Genomic DNA, 16033 nt, shown 5'->3' with positions numbered 1-16033 from the left:
GCGGCGCAGGGACACAATGGAGCGCGACGGGTGTGCTGACGCGGAAGGGGAGACTGTGGCCGAGCTGATCGTGCAGCAATCGTTCCCCGAGCCGCGCCACACGACCAATCCATACCTCGTGATGCTCAGGGACGCCGTCGGAGACCAGCCGGGCGTCGAGTTGCGCACGTTCAGCTGGCGCGGCGCACTCACCCGCCGGTACGACGTGTTCCACGTGCACTGGCCGGAGATCCTCGTCTCCGGTCACAGCCCGCTCAAGAAGCTCGCGCGCCAGGGGCTCACCCTGGCGCTGGTCGGCAAGCTCGCTGTGACCAGGACCCCCATCGTGCGCACCGTGCACAACCTCGACTTCCCGGACGGCATCTCCCGCCGCGAACGCTGGCTGTTGCGCCTGATCGATCGCCGGACCACCCTGCGCATCCGCCTCAACCCGCTGACGCCGCTCCCGGTCGGCGCCGCATGCGAGACCATCGTGCACGGCCACTACCGCGGCTGGTTCGAGCGGTATCCGCGGGCGTCGCGCATCCAGGGCCGGCTGGCCTACGTCGGGCTGATCCGGCGCTACAAGGGGGTGGATGCGCTGATCACGGCGTTTCGCTCGGCGTTCGGCGGCGTCGTCGTCGGCGGCGGCCCAGCGGAGGCGCAGGCCTCGCTCACAGTCGGAGGCAAGCCGTCGTCGGACGAGCTCGTCGGGCAGTTGCGCGCCCTGGCTGCCGGCGACGACCGGATCGCGCTCCACTTCGCGTTCCTCAGCGACGCCGAGTTGGTCGATGCCGTCACCCGGTCCGAGCTGGTGGTGCTTCCGTACCGCGAGATGCACAACTCGGGCGGGGCGCTCTCCGCGCTGTCCCTCGACCGTCCCGTGCTCGTCCCGGACAACGAGGTGAATGCGATGCTGGCGGCCGAGGTCGGCGAGGACTGGGTGCTGCGGTACGAGGGCGAACTGTCCGCGACCGACCTCGAAGACGCACGCGCGCTGGCCGGACGGCTGACACCCGACGACAGGCCCGACCTCTCCCGGCGGGACTGGGACGACGCCGGTCGAGCCCACGTTGCGGCGTATCGCCGCGCCATCGCTCTGCTGCGCCGGAAGTGACCGGCGGCGCGCACGACCGCGAGGTCAGCGGGTGAAGCGTCCCTCCCGGACCACGGTGCCGGACCGGAGGGCGTCGCCCAGGGACCGCGCGTCCAGTCCGCGCTCGCTGTAGCCGTCGAGCACCCTGCCGATCAGCTCGACCCGGTCGACAGACGGGGGCGTTCCGTCATCGACGCCGTCGGTGGCGTCGGCGAAGTTGTCGTGGGCGAGCAGGATCGCGCCGCGGCCCGCGCCGCGCAGGGCGGCGGCGACGCGTTGCTCCTGGCTGACGTCGGGCCGTGAGTCCCAGGTCGTCGGCCCCCACAGCACAGGGGTCAGGCCGGCGCTGCGCGTCGCGCGCCAGACGCGCAGGCTCTGGTGGCCGTACGGCGGCCGAGACCAGCGGACAGGGCGGCCGGTGATGTCCTCGAGCTCGCGGCGGCCGTCGCGCATCCTGCTGCGGACATCGTCGATGGGCAGCGTGGTCAGGTCGCGGTGGTCGGTGCCGTGCAGGGCGATCTCCTGTCCGGCGTCCACCATCGTGCGGAGCAGACCGGGATCGGAGCGCACCCGGCTGAGCAGCACGAAGAACGTGGCCGTCGCGCCGCGGTCGGCGAGCACCCCCAGGATGCGGTCGGTGCTGCCGGCGACCGGCCCGTCGTCATAGGTCAGCACGAACTCCGGGGCGTCGGTGCGCACGGAGACGACCGTGCCGACGAACGCGGTGGCACGGCGGGCGGCGCCGACGGCGGTGCTTCTCATGCTCATGACGCAGGCTCCGTTCGCGCATACTCCTGGTAGACCATCCCGGCCGCGCCGGAGATCATCCCGCCGCCCCGCCAGACGGCGCGGGCACCGCGCGCCTGGTGCCGGAGGGAGCGGCTGAGCATCCCGAACAGCCAGCGTGCGCCGCCGCCGAGGATCCGGACAACGCCCCCGACGATTCCGGATGCGCGCGCCAGCAGCGACCGGATCCCCCCGCCGGAGAGACGCACGCGCAGCACGCTCGCCGAGTTGCCGTGGCTCCACGCGCGCCGGAGCACCCAGCGCCTGGTCATCCGCTCGACCGGGACGAGGTCCGTGATGACCGACTCGTCGCACCAGACCATCCGGTGTCCCGCGGCGTGCAGCTGCCGGCTGAAGAGCGTGTCCTCTCCGCCGCTGAGGCCGAGGTCGTCGGCGAACCGCACGCCGGACGCGCGGACCTGGTCAAGGTCGAGGAGCAGATTGCCCGCCGCGGCGACATCGATGGCGCTTCCGGTCGGCATGCTCCTGCGGGTGTAGAACGATCCGGCGGCCAGCCACGGGTCGAGGGGGCCCGCGAACGACGCGACGACGCGCCCGGAGACCGCCGCGGGACGAGCGGTCGACTCCCACGTCTGCAACAGGTGGCGCAGCCAGCCGTCGTGCGGGTGCTCGTCGTCGTCGATGAACGCCAGGAGGCGCGACGCAGCGCCCTCGTCCAGTGCGCGATTCCGCACCGCAGAGATGCCGGGGTGGGGCTCGACGACGTACCGGATGCGCTCGTCGCCGACCGCATCGACGGCAGGCCTGCCGCTCGCATCCGGATCGTTGTCGACCACGAGCACGTCCACGACGAACCGTGGCCCCGCGGGATCGCCCACGGCGCGCCCGGCGTCGTCGGCGTGCGCAAGCAGCATCGGGAGGAGCGTCACGAGCTCGGCTGGACGGTGGAACGTCGGCACGGCTATCGTCACTCTCACCGGCTCGTCCGGTTGCACTGCATCCACCCCCTTGGCTCTAAGAGCGGAAGTCTATGCCAGACCGAGCACGTTTCGCGGGTTGCGCCGTCATCGTCGTGAACTACGCGTCGACGACGCTGCTGACGCAGAACCTGGCGCGGCTCGGACGGTCCGCGCCGGGGCTCACCGTCGTCGTCGTGGACAACGCGAGCACGGCTGAGGAGCGGCGCGCGGTGACCGAGCTCGCCGCGGCGGAGGGCTGGGCCGTTGTGCTCCCCGAGACGAACCTGGGGTTCGGGCTCGGGATGAACGCCGGCGTCGCGCGGGCTGCCGAACTCGGCGCAGACCGATTCCTGCTGCTCAACCCGGATGCGTCGATCACGCCGGACGACGCAGAGCGGCTCTTCGCCCGCGTAGCCGCGGAGCCGCTGACACTGGTCTCCCCCGTCGTCAGGAAGCCGGACGGCTCCACCTGGTTCGACGGCGCCGACGTCTCGCTCGCCGACGGCAGGATGAGCTCCGCCAAGCGGCGCCCGCAACCGCCAGAGCGCCGAGCCGAACCCTGGCTGAGCGGCGCCTGCCTGTGCGTCGGCGCCGGGCTCTGGCAGCTGGTCGGCGGATTCGCCGACGGATACTTCCTCTACTGGGAAGACGTCGAGCTCTCGCACCGCGTGCTCGCGGTCGGCGGCGCCCTTGCGGTGGCCCAGGATGCGGTGGCCGAGCACGCGGAGGGCGGAACGCAGCAGTCGGGCGACGAGCACGCGTCGCCGGCCAAGTCGAATGGCTACTACTACTTCAACATCCGCAACCGGCTGCTGTTCGCTGCCCGTAATCTGGACTCGGGCGACCTGGTCGCCTGGCGCCGCTCCGCCGTTCCTGTCGCGTGGGAGATCCTGCTGCAGGGCGGCCGGCGTCAGTTCCTGCATTCGCTGCGGCCGTTCGCCGCTGCGGCCAGAGCCCTGCGAGACGGGAGGCGGATCGTGCGCGACGAGCTGCGATCACGGGCGACGGGACGGGGGACCGCGTGAGCGTCCTGACCCGCCTGCGGCGGTATACGGAGCTGGCGCGCGGCGTGCTGCGCGGTCATCCTGGCGCGCGGATCGCCTCGGGCGTCCGGCTGAGCGGGCCGGGCACGTTCGAGCTCGAGCGCGGGAGCGCCGTGCGCAAGGGGGCCAGGATCTGGGTCGGCGCCGGTGCGGTGCTGCGGCTCGAACGCGGCAGCGCAATCGGCGCACGGTCGGTTGTCAACGTGGAGTCCGGAGTGCGACTCGGCGCCGGCACCCAGGTCTCCTGGGATGCGCAGATCCTGGACACGGACTTCCACCGGATCACGGCGCCGGACGGCACGGTTCGCGCGCACACCGCGCGGATCGTGATCGGCGAGCACGTGCTGATCGGCACGGGAGCCCTGATCCTCAAAGGGGTGACCCTCGGCGACGGCGCCGTGGTGGCCGCTGGAGCGGTCGTCACGCGATCGGTTGCGCCCGGTGTGGTGGTCGGCGGGAACCCGGCCGTCCCGATCGGCGAATCGGCGTCGTGGACCTGAACGCCTGACCTGGTCGCCTGACCCGTTTTCCGCGCGCCCCCCGGATGAGGGGGCGACAAGTGAGGAAATCTCGCATTAGTCTGGTGGTTAGCAACAGCGACCCGACCCTGGTGCGATCAGCAAGCGTTCTTCTCGCAGGTCTCAATGAGAAGCAGACCACACTCCGGTCGATCCGTCGTTCCGTTCGACGACCGAGAGCGAGCACGTCATGGGCAATGGGGGAAAGAGCCTCACGATTGCACTCGTCGGCACGCGTGGCGTGCCCGCCCGCTACGGCGGGTTCGAGACGTGCGTCGAGGAGGTCGGCCGCCGGCTGGCCGAGCGCGGTCATGACGTGGTGGTCTACTGCCGCACCCTCGACGACGACGCGGAGAAGCCGGACACGTACCAGGGCATGCGGCTCGTCCACCTGGGGGCACTTCGCAAGCGCTCCCTGGAGACGCTGAGCCACACCGGACTCTCCGTCGCCCACCTGCTGCGGCACCGCACGGACGCGGCCATCGTCTTCAACGCGGCCAACTCGCCGTATCTGCCGCTGCTCCGCGCCGCGCGCATCCCGGTCGCCACCCACGTGGACGGGCTGGAGTGGCGCAGGGCGAAGTGGGGTCGCGGCGGACGCAACTACTACCGTCTGGCCGAATCCCTCGCCGTCCGCTGGTCGGACGCCCTGATCGCCGACGCGCACGGCATCGCCGACTACTACCGCGACGAATTCGACGCGGGGACCGAACTCATCGCCTACGGCGCACCCCGCGTGGACGACGCGGACGACCTCCTCGCCGACCTGGATCTCGAGCCCGGCGGATACCACCTCGTGGTCGCGCGCTTCGAGGCGGAGAACCACGTGGACGTGATCGTGGACGGCTACCGCCGCAGCGGAGCGCGCAAGCCCCTCATCGTCGTCGGCTCTGCGCCGTATGCGGACGAGTACACCCGCACGGTGCACGGGCTCGGCGACGATCGGGTCACCTTCCTCGGCGGGGTGTGGGATCAGCGACTGCTCGACCAGCTCTACGCCGGAGCGTTCACCTACCTCCACGGCCACTCCGTCGGCGGCACGAACCCCTCGCTGCTCCGTGCTCTCGGCGCCGGGGCCCCGACCATCGCGTACGACGTCTCGTTCAACCGCGAGGTCGTCGGAGACTCCGGCACCTTCTTCGCGGACGCGGCCGGTGTGGCCGCCGCGCTCGACGCCGCAGAGGCCGACCCGGCCTCCGTCGCCGCCAGGGGCGTCATTGCCAGGGAGCGTGCTGCGGCATACGACTGGGATGCGGTGGCCGACGCATACGAGCGGCTCTGTGTGGGGCTCGCCTCGCGTCAACTGCGCCGCCAGCACCGTCCGTTCTTCGCACAGCGGACAGGGCGGCCGGGCCGCACGGCCGCTGTGTCGGCCACAGCGTCCGCTCCGACTTCGACCACCGCACAGGAGGTGTTGTGATGACCGGAGAGAGTGCAGCGTCCACCGTCGGCGACCGCGGCAGGGAGGGCTACCTCGACATCGTCCGTCGGCTCGCGGCAGCGCAGAAGCCCGCCGCGCGGTCGGCGCCCGCGTACTCGCGCTTCGTCAACAGGCGGATCGGCCGGTACCTCGCAGCCTGGGCGTGCAGGGTCGGCCTGTCGCCGAACGCCGTCACCGGCATCAGTGCCGTCTTCACCTTCGCGGCCATCGCACTCCTGATCGTGCTGCCGCCGTCGTGGGGGCAGGGCATCGGGATCGCGGTGCTGCTTCTGGTCGGCTACGCCTTCGACTCCGCCGACGGCCAGGTCTCGCGCCTGCAGGGCACGAGCAGCCCATCCGGAGAGTGGCTCGACCACATGGTCGACGCCACGAAGGTGTCGACCATGCCGCTCGCGCTCGCCGTCGGCTTCTACCGCTTCGACGTGGTGCCCCGCGGCTGGCTCCTCGTCCCGATCGCGTTCGCGATCGTCTCGGCCGTGCTGTTCTTCGGGATGATCCTGACCGAGCAGCTGCGCCGCCGCACGGCGGGAGCCGTGCCCCTCGCCGCAGAACAGCCGGGCCGGCCGTCGTGGCTGCGCGCCGTCGCCGTTCTGCCCATGGACTACGGGGTGCTCTGCCTCTCGTTCGTCCTCCTCGGTGCCGTCCCCGTCTTCGTGGTCGTCTACACGTTGATCGCCATCGCCACCACCGCATTCCTGCTCCTCGCCGCCACCAAGTGGTTCCGTGAGCTTCGCGCCTGGACGCCGACCCCGAACCAGGCCACATCCCAGAAAGGGGACCTCCGATGACGAAGGTCGACAACAGCCGGAACCGCCTGAGCACGAAGAGGATCCTCCTCATCGTGGCCGGTGCGGTCGTGCTCGCCCTCATCGCGGCCGCGCTCATCGTGGCCGGCGTCCGCGGCGCGGACACCAAAGCCGCGGCAGATGCGAACGCGCCGTTCACGCTCCCCACCTACGGCACCAACTCGCCCCCGCCGCCGACGCCCAGCGCGACGCCGTCCGCCTCGAAAGGCGGGACCACGTCCGCGCCGAAGGCGGACGCCCGCTACGGCGCGACCGTCGCGCAGACCGTCGAGAAGAACGTGGACGCGAAACTCAGCGGCGGAATGACCGCCAAGGTCGTGTCCGTCAGCGCGGTCGACGGCAAGGCCATCCGGGCCGGTGAGACGGCCGGGCCGGCACTGAAGGTGACGATCGACCTCGCCAACACCACCGGCAAGGACGTCTCCCTCTCCCAGGTCTCGGTGAACGCGTTCTACGGAGCGAAGGCGACCCCGGCGTCCGTGCTGACCGACGGCACCAAGCCGCTGCTCGGACCGCTCGCAGCAGGAGCGACCGCCACGGGAACGTACATCTTCTCCGTCCCGGATGCCCAGCAGAGCTCGGCGGTCTTCACGATGACCGACGCGGCAGGGTCGCCGATCACGGTCTTCAAGTAGGAGCACGAGCCAGCCGTCATGCATGACCTCACCGTTCTCGCCGCCGGAGTCACCGGTCCGACCGTCGACAGCACGTTGACGATGGTCGCCGGAATCGCGGTGGCGATCGCGGCGTTCTTCGTGCTGCGGCGCTCGCCGAAGCTCGCGGTGCTGGTGTGGATCGTCGTGCTCTGCTTCGTCCCGGTGTGGATCGGGCTGAGCATCGGGTTCAACGGCAACTACTTTCTCCCGGCGGTGAGCGCCGTGGCGCTCCTGGTGATCGTGGCGCTGCTGCCCATCCGGTCGTTCCACATCAGCCTGCTCGACGGGCTGGTCGTGCTGATGGTGGTGTTCGCCATCGCATCGCTGCTCACCGAGAACGCCGGAATCGCGCTCGGGTTCGCCTTCTCGCTCTTCACGTATTTCATCATCGGATACGTGCTCGGCAGAGTCGCGCCGTTGCGCGTCGACCCGACCTGGATCTACGGAGCCATCGCCGTGGCGTTCACCGTCGTGAGCATTCTCGCGATCATCGAGTTCTTCGCCGGCTGGAACCCGTTCGTCCTCATCAAGAGCAGCAACTCCCTGTACGCGGTCTGGGGAACCCTGCAGGCGCGCGGCGGGGTGCTGCGCGCCGAAGGGGCGTTCGGGCACTCGATCGCGCTCGGCTCCAGCCTCGCCATCGCCATCCCGTTGACTCTCGCCGCACGCTTCCCGCTGCTGGTCAGGGCGGTCATGGTGCTGCTGATGCTGCTCGCCACCGTGTTCACGTTCAGCAGGATCGGCATGATCGGCGCGCTTCTCGGGCTGGTGCTCTCCATCGTGTTCATGCGCGATGCGATCTCCCGTCGCAGCCGGATCGTGCTGACGACCACGCTGGTCATCGTCTCCGCCGTGATCTTCCCTCTGGTGACCACTGTGTTCGACGATGCAGGCGCCGAAGCATCGGGAAGCGCGGCGTATCGCGGCGACCTGCTCTCCCTGCTCGGCAGCATGAACGTGGTCGGCGTTGCGGACTCCGCGACGAAGGACTCCACGGGTCAGGTCTATTTCGGCAACTTCCGGTCGATCGACAGCCAGCTCATCCTCACCGGCCTCTCCAGCGGTCTGATCGCCCTCGGGCTGATCGTCGTCGCGCTGCTGGTCGGGATCGTCCTCGTCGTCTCCCGTCGGGCGACGGCTCCGACCATCGCGGTCGTCGCCCAGATCCCGGCGTTCGCGACAGTGGCGCTCATCACGCAGTACTCCGTGTTCGTCTGGTTCGCCATCGGACTCGCAGCGTCGACGCAGCTCGCCCTGCGCCACCGCACCCCGACGGAACTGTCCGCCGACCTCACGCTTTCGCACGGCCGAGATCCGGACAAGCCGCGGGATCCCGTCGTCTCCAACCGGGGAGGGGGAGCCTAGAATGCCCCCAGCACGCTCCCGGCACGTTCTTCCCCTCCGACCCACCACAGACCATGTGAGAGGCATCGCAATGAGCCAGCACCAGTACCTCGCCGCTTTCAAGCGCTATTGGTACGTCGTCGTGATCGCGACGCTCGTCGGGGCGATGGGCGGATGGGGACTGTCGCAGCTCGCGACACCCGTGTACACCGCGACATCGAGCCTGTACTTCTCGCTCAACTTCGGCGGATCGGCGAATGACCTGAACCAGGGCTCGACGTACACGCAGAACCAGATGCTCTCGTTCGCGCAGCTCGCTGTCTCGCCGGTCGTGCTGAACCCCGTGATCGACGACCTGGACCTGGCGACCACGCCCAAGGCTCTGGCGGACACGATCGGCGTGAGCACGCCGCAGAACACCGTCATCCTCGAGCTCTCGGTGTCGGACACCAACCCTGCCGAGGCCGCGAAGGTCGCAAACGCGGTCTCCGCCAGCCTGAGCAACATGGTCGAGCAGATCGCTCCGAAGAGCGTCTCGGGCGGCACCACGGTCTCCGTGAGGGTCATCCAGCCGGCGGCCGTGCCGGAGAACCCGTCATCGCCGAACACCAGGCTCAACCTCGTCGCAGGACTCGTGATCGGGCTGCTTCTGGGTTCGCTCATCATCGTGCTGCGCGAACTGCTGGACACACGAGTGCACTCCGCCGCCATCGCGACCGCTGTCACCGGCGTGCCGCTGGTGGGCACGGCCGACAAGGAGAAGCGCAGGGCCGTCGGCCCCGTCGTCCTGCGCGACCCGCTCTCCAACGCTGCGGAGAACTACCGGCAGCTGCGTTCCAACCTCGAGTTCGTCGCGGTGGACTCCGCCAATCTCGGCTTCGTCGTGACCTCGTCGGTTCCCGGCGAGGGGAAGTCGCTGATCGCACTCAACCTGGCGCTGGCGCTGGCGGAGGGAGACAAGAAGGTCCTCCTCGTCGATGCCGACCTGCGACGCCCGATGGTGGCGGCATACACGGGGCTGCCGGGCGACGCGGGGCTCACCTCTGTCCTGATCGGCCGCGCGGCGGTCGGCGACGTCATCCAGCACTGGGGTGAGACGGGCCTCCACGTGCTCGCCAGCGGCCCCATCCCGCCGAACCCGAGCGAGCTGCTGTCGTCGCGGGCGATGGCCGATCTCGTCGCGGCTCTGATGCGCGACTACGACGTCGTCGTCTTCGACACGGCCCCGGTCGGCGCCGTCGCCGACGCGGCCATCCTCGCCCCGATGCTCGACGGCGCGCTGCTGGTGGCCGACCGCACCAGGGTGCACCGCCCGCAGCTGGCGCAGACGATGGACTCGCTGGAGAAGTCCGGCGTCCGGGTGCTCGGCCTCGTGATGAACCGGTCGACGCCGGCCAAGGACCAGCACACGTACTACTACCGCCCGATGGAGACGAAGAAGCCCTGGTGGCGCCGGATGTTCTCCCGCCGCCCCGCGGTGCCGCCGACCGTCGCGCCGCGGGTGGCTCCCGTGCGGTCCCGGGCGTCGTCGTCGGCCGAGGACGACGGCTCGCGCGATGCGGACGCCGACGCCGGCCGTGCTGCCGGCACCGGGCGTTCTGCCGACGCCAGGCGGCAGGCCGAGAAGCTGGTGATCGACGACTCACCGCTGGACGACGAGTTCGAGGACGGGCTCGACGACCCCACGATGGACGACGAGGACCTCTACGAGCCCGCCACCGCCGGTGCGACCGACCGCAGAGCAGACTCCGGCCGGACGGACCGATCGAGCAACGCCTGACGATCAGTCGGTGAGCCGGCGCACGATGGCGGCGATGCGGCGACGGTAGCCGCCGACGCTATGGCGTTCCTCGGCAGCCATCGTGTCGCCGTTCACGGCGTCGGCATGCTCCGCCCAGGATGCGATGGTGTCCTGCAGTGCGTCGGCCAGCGCATCCGCGCTCCCCGGGGTGACCGTGGTCGCCGTGCGGTAGCCCGCCGTCGCCTCCAGCAGACCGCTGGTGGCGCTGGCGATCACGGGACGGCCGGCCAGGATGGCCTCGACGGCCGTGTTGCCGAACGGCTCGTCCACGCGGGAGGGGACGACGACGACGTCGCCGGAGCCCACCAGTTCCCAGACGGAGGGCTGGAAGCCGTGGAACGTGACGCTGGCGCCCAGGTCGGCGCCCTGCACCTGGTCGCGGAGTTCGTTCTCGTACCACTCGTAGCCGGGGAAGACCGAGCCGACGAGGTCGAGTTCGGCGTGAACGCCGCGGGTGCGCAGCTCGGCGACAGCGTCGATCGCGACGTCGACGCCCTTGCGCGGCGAGAGACGGCCGATGTAAGTGAGGCGGACGGCGTCGGCCAGCTCGCGGCGGATCGGTCTGCGCTCCGGCGGCCCCGGGACCGCGTTGTAGACGACCTCGGTGCGCCGGGCGAGCGCGTGGAACGAGCTGTCGATCACGCCGACGCTGAAGCGGCTGTTCGCCACCAGAGCCGACGAGAGGAAGAGGGGGAGGGCCAGCACCCGGCGCATCAGCGCGGAGGCGGATGCTTCGCCCTCGTGCACATGGGTGAGTGCGGGAAGCCGGTGGGCTCTGGCGATGACCGCCCAGAGCGGGATGGTGATGGTGTTGACGTAGACGAGGGCTGGGCGCTCACGGCGCAGCAGCGCTGAGCCGTGGATGGCGCCTGCCGCCGCTGTACGGAGGAAGCGCAGCATCCCGAGTGGCCGGAGAACGCTCTTGCGGAGCACGGGGCTCTCGCAGATCTCGACCCTGGCTCCCCGGTCGCGGAGCGCGGAGAGGAGGGGCCCGTCGCCGGGAACGGTGACGACCACCTCCCAGCCGTCGTCGATCAGTCCGCTCACGCTCTCGAGCATCACCCTGTCGGAGCCGTAGAGCTCCGCACTGGGATGTGCGACGAGAATGGTCGCGTTCTGCCGACGACGGCTGGAGGTGGTCATCTCCCTATGGTGTCCTACTGGGCCGGACTGACGACGAAGTTGTCGAACTTCGTGGTCAGCGGGGTGTCGGTCGCGGTGCCGGACAGGTACGCGCGCAGCCCGACCGAACCGGCGACCTGGAGGCCGGCGGTGTTGTCGGTCACGCTGGCCTGCCAGGTGGTGGGCTCGGTGGTCCCCACCTTCCAGACGCGGGCGCGGATCGTGGTCGGCGACGTGCCGAACACCTGGAGTCGCACCTGGTACTGCGTTCCCGGGGCGTATGTCATGCCGCTGAGGTTCACCTGCTGCATGGCCGTCGATCCCTGGAGCAGTTGCAGCTGCATCACGTTGGTCGTCTGCACCCAGACCCTCGCCGTGTACTCGAGGGAGCCGACCGACCGGCCGATCGCCGAGACGTAGATGCCGCCACCGGTGGACGTCCTGTCCGTGGTGTACTGCACCGTCGTGTCGGTGTTCGTGCTGGAGATCCCGCTGAGCAGCTCGGTCTTGGTCGACCCTGCCGCTCCCACGATCGTGCCGGTGCCGGAGCCGACGGTGTATGCCGAGGCCGCACCCGCTCCTGTCCACGCGCCGCCCAGATCGGCCGTTCCCCAGCCGCTGGCGGAGGTGCGCTCGAACGCGTCGGACGCGATCGCTGCAGGCGGAGGTGCGGTGACCGTCACCGGCTTGGTGGCCGGCGACGAGGCGAGCCCGAGGTTGTCCGTCACCGTCAGTGTGACGGTGTAGGTTCCTGCGGCCGCGTATGTGTGGGTAGCGGTCGCCCCGGTCGCCGTGCCTCCGTCGCCGAAGTTCCAGGCGTAGGAGGCGACGGTGCCGTCCGGGTCGGACGATGCGCTGCCGTTGACAGCGACCCCGAGGCCGTTCGGCGTCACCGTGAACGATGCGACGGGTGCCTGGTTGGGCACGGCCACGGTCGTCACCTGGTGCTGGACAGGCGACCCGGCGAGGCCGAGGTTGTCCGTCACTGTGAGGGTCACGGTGAAGTTGCCTGCAGAACCGTACACGTGGGTCGGGTTGACCCCTGTGCCTGTCGTGCCGTCACCGAAGTCCCAGGCGTATGAGGCGACTGTTCCATCCGGGTCGGCCGATCCGGAGCCGTCGAAGGCGACGCTCAGGTTCGACACGGTCGAGGTGAACGCAGCCACCGGAGCCTGGTTGGGCGGCGGTGCCGTGACCGTCACGGCCGTCGTCTTCGTGTTGGTGGCGCCCTGGTTGTCCGTCACCGTGAGTTTGACGGCGTAGCTGCCGCCCTGCACGTAGGTGTGGCTGGCCGTAGCGCCGGTGGCGGTGGATCCGTCACCGAAGTCCCAGGCGTACGAGGCGACTGTTCCGTCCGGGTCGGTCGACGCGCTGGCGTCGACGTTCACCGTCAGGCCGGACTGGCTGGAGGTGAACGAGGCCACCGGCGGCTGGTTGGGCAGGGTGCCCGTCGTTCCCAGCGAGTAGTGGTTCGCCACATCCTGAGCGCTCAGCTCGCTGGAGTACACGGCGGCCTCGTCGAGCGTCCCGGAGAAGTACGGTCCGGTCGAGCCCCACGTGTTGTCGCCGCCGATGCGCCAGTACCCGCTGTATGCCTGTGCAGCGGTCTGCGGGTTGGTGCCGATCAGCGTGCCGTCGACGTACAGCTTCATGCCGTCCGACGCCTGCGTCGCCACCGCGTAGTGCCACTGGTTGTCGTTCAGGGCGTTCGGCGATGTGATGGTGTTGGTCTGACCCGTCCAGGTTCCGAACACGATGCGGCCGTCGTCCTGCATGTAGACGTGACGGTCGTAGCTGCTCGACAGGCCGGTCTGCTGATCGCCGAAGCCGATCAGTTTGCCGCCCTGGGTGGTGTTCGTCTTGAACCAGATCTCCTCGGAGTATGTGGTCGGGTTGCTGACCTGCTGGTTCGAGCTGACGATGCCGCCGGAGGAACCGTTGTTGCTCGTATTGAACTTCACCGCCTTGTCGGTGCCGCCGGGGATCGCACCCGTCTGGTTCTTCGTGGTGGCGGCACCGGAGTACGTGCCGTTGTTGGCGTAGGAGTCGGCGCTGGCTGCCGTCGATCCGTTGGTGTCGTCGAGTCGCCAGTAGACGTCGGGGTTGGCGTTGTATACCGCCGCGCCGTATGCGTCCGTCGGTGCCGCCTGCAGGGGCGACGGCCGGCCGGAGGCGACGTACTGGTTCACGACCGTGGTGGGGGTGAGCACCGTCGGGTAGATGGAGACCTGACCGATACTGCCGGCGAAGAAGTTGCTGGACGGCTGGTTGGACCAACTACCCAGGTTGTCTCCACCCACGCGCCAGTAGCCGGAGTACGACTGGCCGCTGGTGACGTCGCTGCGGGAACCGACGACCTTGCCGTCGACGTAGAGCCGCATCCCGTTCGCGCCGAGCGATGCGACGATCTGGTGCCACTGCCCGTCGTTGAACGAAGCGGAGCTGTTCACCGTCTGCACCGATCCCGGGTACACGCCGAACCAGATCTTGCCGTTGTTGTCCATGTAGACGTGACGGTCATAGCTGCCGGACGTCCCCGTGTTCGAGTTGCCGAACCCGATGATCTTGCCTCCGCTGGTGGTCGTGGTGTTGATCCACGCCTCGGCGGTGAACGTGTCGGGTCCTGTGATCGCCGACGGGGTCACGGCGAAACCGGTCGCGTCTCCGCTGAAGGTGGAGGCGGCGACGCCGCTGATCGGACCGGCTGCGCCGCGGGTCACGCCTGCCTGAAGCTGCAGATCGTTGAACCCGATGTGGTCGAGCCCAGCACTGCCGCTCGACTCATCCAGCGGCCAGTACGAGGACGCCCCCGAGGACTTCACAGAGTCCGAGTAGGCTCCGCCACTGGTGTTGGCGCTGATCGTCACGGTGTTGCCGAGTCGGGAGATCTGGTTTCCGTCCGGATCTGTCACGTACAACCGATACGAGTGCGTGCTCCCCGGTACGAGGCCGGTGTCGATGAATCCCATCGCCGGACGCGTCCAGAAGTTGGAGATCTGGTTGGTCTGGTACACCGGGTTGGCGGTGTTGCCGTCGCGGACGAGCTTGTAGTTCAGGTTGACGTTGTCCTGGTCGTAGGTCGCGGTCCACGAGATGCGGGCCTGTCCGGCCGTGAACGACGCGGCGTTCGGCACGAGAGGCACGTTGACGTTCGGGGCGACCTTGCTCTTGACCACGGAGTCCATCGCGTAGCGGGTGAGGCCGTACTGCGCGACGCCGTTGACGTAGGGGAACTCGCCGCCGACAGCAAGGTAGTTGCCGTTGCCGGAGACCGACCATGCAGCTTGGCCCTGGCCGGTGTACGAACCGGTCACGTACTGGGGGAACCAGTTGAGGAGCGTCGGGGACGGCTGGCCGGTGAAGTTCGCGTATGCGCCGTCGCCGTTGTTCGTGAGCGTGCCGGTGGTCGACTTCGAGAAGGCGATCGTGTGGTGGTACGTCCACGGGTTGGTCTGCGGGAAGCCGCCGACGTTGCCGCAGTAGTGCGGGTGTCCGGCGACGTAGAGGGCGTTGTTCATCGGGAAGATCGAGTACGTGTCTCCGTGGCAGTCCTCCATCCAGTTGAGGACGCCGGTGGTCGGGTCTGCCGAGAAGCTGCCCTCCAGGTTGCCGCCGGCGCCGAAGACGTATCCGGAGCCGTAGACGGTGTCGTTGGTGGCGACGAGAGCGGTGATGCCGGCTTGAGTGCCCGCGTCCCGGACGGTCTGGTTCGCGGCGAACGGCTGCACGGCTCCGGTGTCTCCGGTGACCATGGTGAGTCCGTACTCGGGCGCGCCGTTGACGTTCTGGAAGCGGCCGCCGAGGTAGACCTTGGAGGCGTCAGGGCTGACGGCGAGGGCGTCGACGACATAGTCGGCGCTGGTCGCCCAGCTGGTGTTGAGGCTGCCGTTCGACGCGTTGATCTTGGCCACGTAGCCGGTGGCCGTGCCGTTGACCGCGGTGAAAGTTCCTCCCGCGTACACCGCGGTGTTGGTCGCGGCGAGGGCGCGGACCTGGCTCTCCATGATCGGGCGGAACGAGCTGATCACCTGGCCGGTGGCGGTGCTGATCGCGACGATGCGGTAGTAGTTGCCGCCGCCCGCCGTGGTGAAGTCGCCGCCGACATAGATGCGGGAGCCGTCGGGGCTCGCGGTGATCGCCAGCGCCTGCGCGTTGAGCGGGACGTTGAAGCTGGAGATCAGGTTGCCTGTGGTGATGTCATAGGCGAGGAGGTTGCTGCGCGGCGTGGTGTTCACGCCGGCCGCCGCGCCTGCGGGGCGGGCCGTGGTGAACTTGCCTGCGACGTAGACGGTGTTGCCGACCACGACCTGCGCCCAGGCGACGCCGTCGATCTGGGTGGTCGGAAGCGCGTCGGCCGAGACGGTCGGTGGCGACGACGGGCTCGTCGGATCCGGTGGCGCTGTGTCGGCCATGGCGGGTGATGCCAGGGCCAAGCCGCCGAAGACGAGGCCGACGGTCGTGACGACCGCCGTCAGGATGCCCAGCGAGCGAGCGCGAGGGCGAGATTCAGTGCTCATGACA

The 16033-nt window shown here is 69.4% G+C and carries 12 protein-coding genes; 8 read left to right on the top strand and 4 right to left on the bottom strand.

Annotated elements, in window-relative coordinates; translation table 11 throughout:
- Window positions 1-55: 55 nt before the first annotated feature.
- Window positions 56-1096 (top strand): glycosyltransferase family protein, encoded by a 1041-nt coding sequence (locus tag AC37TH_RS00875; RefSeq protein WP_490762465.1) that lies wholly within the window; start codon window positions 56-58, stop codon window positions 1094-1096.
- Window positions 1097-1120: 24 nt separating this feature from the next.
- On the opposite strand, the gene AC37TH_RS00870 is transcribed toward AC37TH_RS00875, so the two are convergent.
- Together AC37TH_RS00870 and AC37TH_RS00865 are read right to left on the bottom strand one after the other, a co-directional pair.
- Window positions 1121-1843, bottom strand: coding sequence for a polysaccharide deacetylase family protein (locus AC37TH_RS00870; RefSeq protein ID WP_490762464.1), 723 nt, complete (start codon window positions 1841-1843; stop codon window positions 1121-1123).
- Window positions 1840-2826 carry a glycosyltransferase family 2 protein gene (locus tag AC37TH_RS00865; RefSeq protein ID WP_490762463.1) on the bottom strand — a complete coding sequence of 329 codons (987 nt, stop codon included), beginning with the start codon at window positions 2824-2826 and terminating at the stop codon, window positions 1840-1842. The genes AC37TH_RS00870 and AC37TH_RS00865 overlap by 4 nt, the downstream gene beginning before the upstream one ends.
- A 26-nt stretch (window positions 2827-2852) precedes the next feature.
- On the opposite strand from AC37TH_RS00865, the gene AC37TH_RS00860 reads away from it, so the two are divergent.
- The 7 genes from AC37TH_RS00860 to AC37TH_RS00830 all read left to right on the top strand — a co-directional run bounded on the left by AC37TH_RS00860 (window position 2853) and on the right by AC37TH_RS00830 (window position 10369).
- Window positions 2853-3806, top strand: coding sequence for a glycosyltransferase family 2 protein (locus tag AC37TH_RS00860; RefSeq protein WP_490762462.1), 954 nt, complete (start codon window positions 2853-2855; stop codon window positions 3804-3806).
- Complete coding sequence (locus AC37TH_RS00855; RefSeq protein ID WP_490762461.1) at window positions 3803-4324, top strand: acyltransferase; 522 nt, start codon at window positions 3803-3805, stop codon at window positions 4322-4324. Before AC37TH_RS00860 ends, AC37TH_RS00855 begins: the two co-directional genes overlap by 4 nt.
- Before the next feature lie 208 nt (window positions 4325-4532).
- Window positions 4533-5762, top strand: a complete 1230-nt coding sequence (locus tag AC37TH_RS00850) for a DUF1972 domain-containing protein (RefSeq protein WP_490762460.1) — start codon at window positions 4533-4535, stop codon at window positions 5760-5762.
- Window positions 5762-6571, top strand: coding sequence for a CDP-alcohol phosphatidyltransferase family protein (locus AC37TH_RS00845; protein ID WP_490762459.1), 810 nt, complete (start codon window positions 5762-5764; stop codon window positions 6569-6571). The genes AC37TH_RS00850 and AC37TH_RS00845 overlap by 1 nt, the downstream gene beginning before the upstream one ends.
- The gene (locus AC37TH_RS00840) at window positions 6568-7224 is read left to right on the top strand and encodes a hypothetical protein (RefSeq protein ID WP_490762458.1); all 657 of its coding nucleotides are present in this window, start codon (window positions 6568-6570) and stop codon (window positions 7222-7224) included. The genes AC37TH_RS00845 and AC37TH_RS00840 overlap by 4 nt, the downstream gene beginning before the upstream one ends.
- A gap of 18 nt (window positions 7225-7242) precedes the next feature.
- Window positions 7243-8610 (top strand): hypothetical protein, encoded by a 1368-nt coding sequence (locus AC37TH_RS00835; RefSeq protein WP_490762457.1) that lies wholly within the window; start codon window positions 7243-7245, stop codon window positions 8608-8610.
- 70 nt (window positions 8611-8680) lie between these two features.
- A complete protein-coding gene (locus tag AC37TH_RS00830) occupies window positions 8681-10369 on the top strand; it encodes a tyrosine-protein kinase domain-containing protein (protein WP_490762456.1) in 1689 nt (562 codons plus the stop codon).
- Window positions 10370-10372: 3 nt separating this feature from the next.
- Here the strand turns inward: AC37TH_RS00830 and AC37TH_RS00825 are convergent, their stop codons facing one another.
- Entirely contained in the window at window positions 10373-11533 is a 1161-nt protein-coding gene (locus AC37TH_RS00825; protein ID WP_490762455.1) for a glycosyltransferase, read from the bottom strand.
- Window positions 11534-11547: 14 nt separating this feature from the next.
- Complete coding sequence (locus tag AC37TH_RS00820) at window positions 11548-16029, bottom strand: PKD domain-containing protein (RefSeq protein WP_490762454.1); 4482 nt, start codon at window positions 16027-16029, stop codon at window positions 11548-11550.
- Window positions 16030-16033 lie beyond the last annotated feature (4 nt).

The organism is Leifsonia sp. McL0627 (assembly GCF_058244615.1).
The sequence above is the reverse complement of the archived record's forward strand: the minus strand, read 5'-3'. Positions and strand labels throughout refer to the sequence as shown.

Coding starts and splice junctions, on each gene's coding strand:
- AC37TH_RS00860 (WP_490762462.1), top strand. CDS start 2,853: ATGCCAGACCGAGCACGTTTCGCGGGTTGCGCCGTCATCGTCGTGAAC.
- AC37TH_RS00830 (WP_490762456.1), top strand. CDS start 8,681: ATGAGCCAGCACCAGTACCTCGCCGCTTTCAAGCGCTATTGGTACGTC.
- AC37TH_RS00845 (WP_490762459.1), top strand. CDS start 5,762: ATGACCGGAGAGAGTGCAGCGTCCACCGTCGGCGACCGCGGCAGGGAG.
- AC37TH_RS00850 (WP_490762460.1), top strand. CDS start 4,533: ATGGGCAATGGGGGAAAGAGCCTCACGATTGCACTCGTCGGCACGCGT.
- AC37TH_RS00820 (WP_490762454.1), bottom strand. CDS start 16,029: ATGAGCACTGAATCTCGCCCTCGCGCTCGCTCGCTGGGCATCCTGACG.
- AC37TH_RS00825 (WP_490762455.1), bottom strand. CDS start 11,533: ATGACCACCTCCAGCCGTCGTCGGCAGAACGCGACCATTCTCGTCGCA.
- AC37TH_RS00840 (WP_490762458.1), top strand. CDS start 6,568: ATGACGAAGGTCGACAACAGCCGGAACCGCCTGAGCACGAAGAGGATC.
- AC37TH_RS00835 (WP_490762457.1), top strand. CDS start 7,243: ATGCATGACCTCACCGTTCTCGCCGCCGGAGTCACCGGTCCGACCGTC.
- AC37TH_RS00870 (WP_490762464.1), bottom strand. CDS start 1,843: ATGAGCATGAGAAGCACCGCCGTCGGCGCCGCCCGCCGTGCCACCGCG.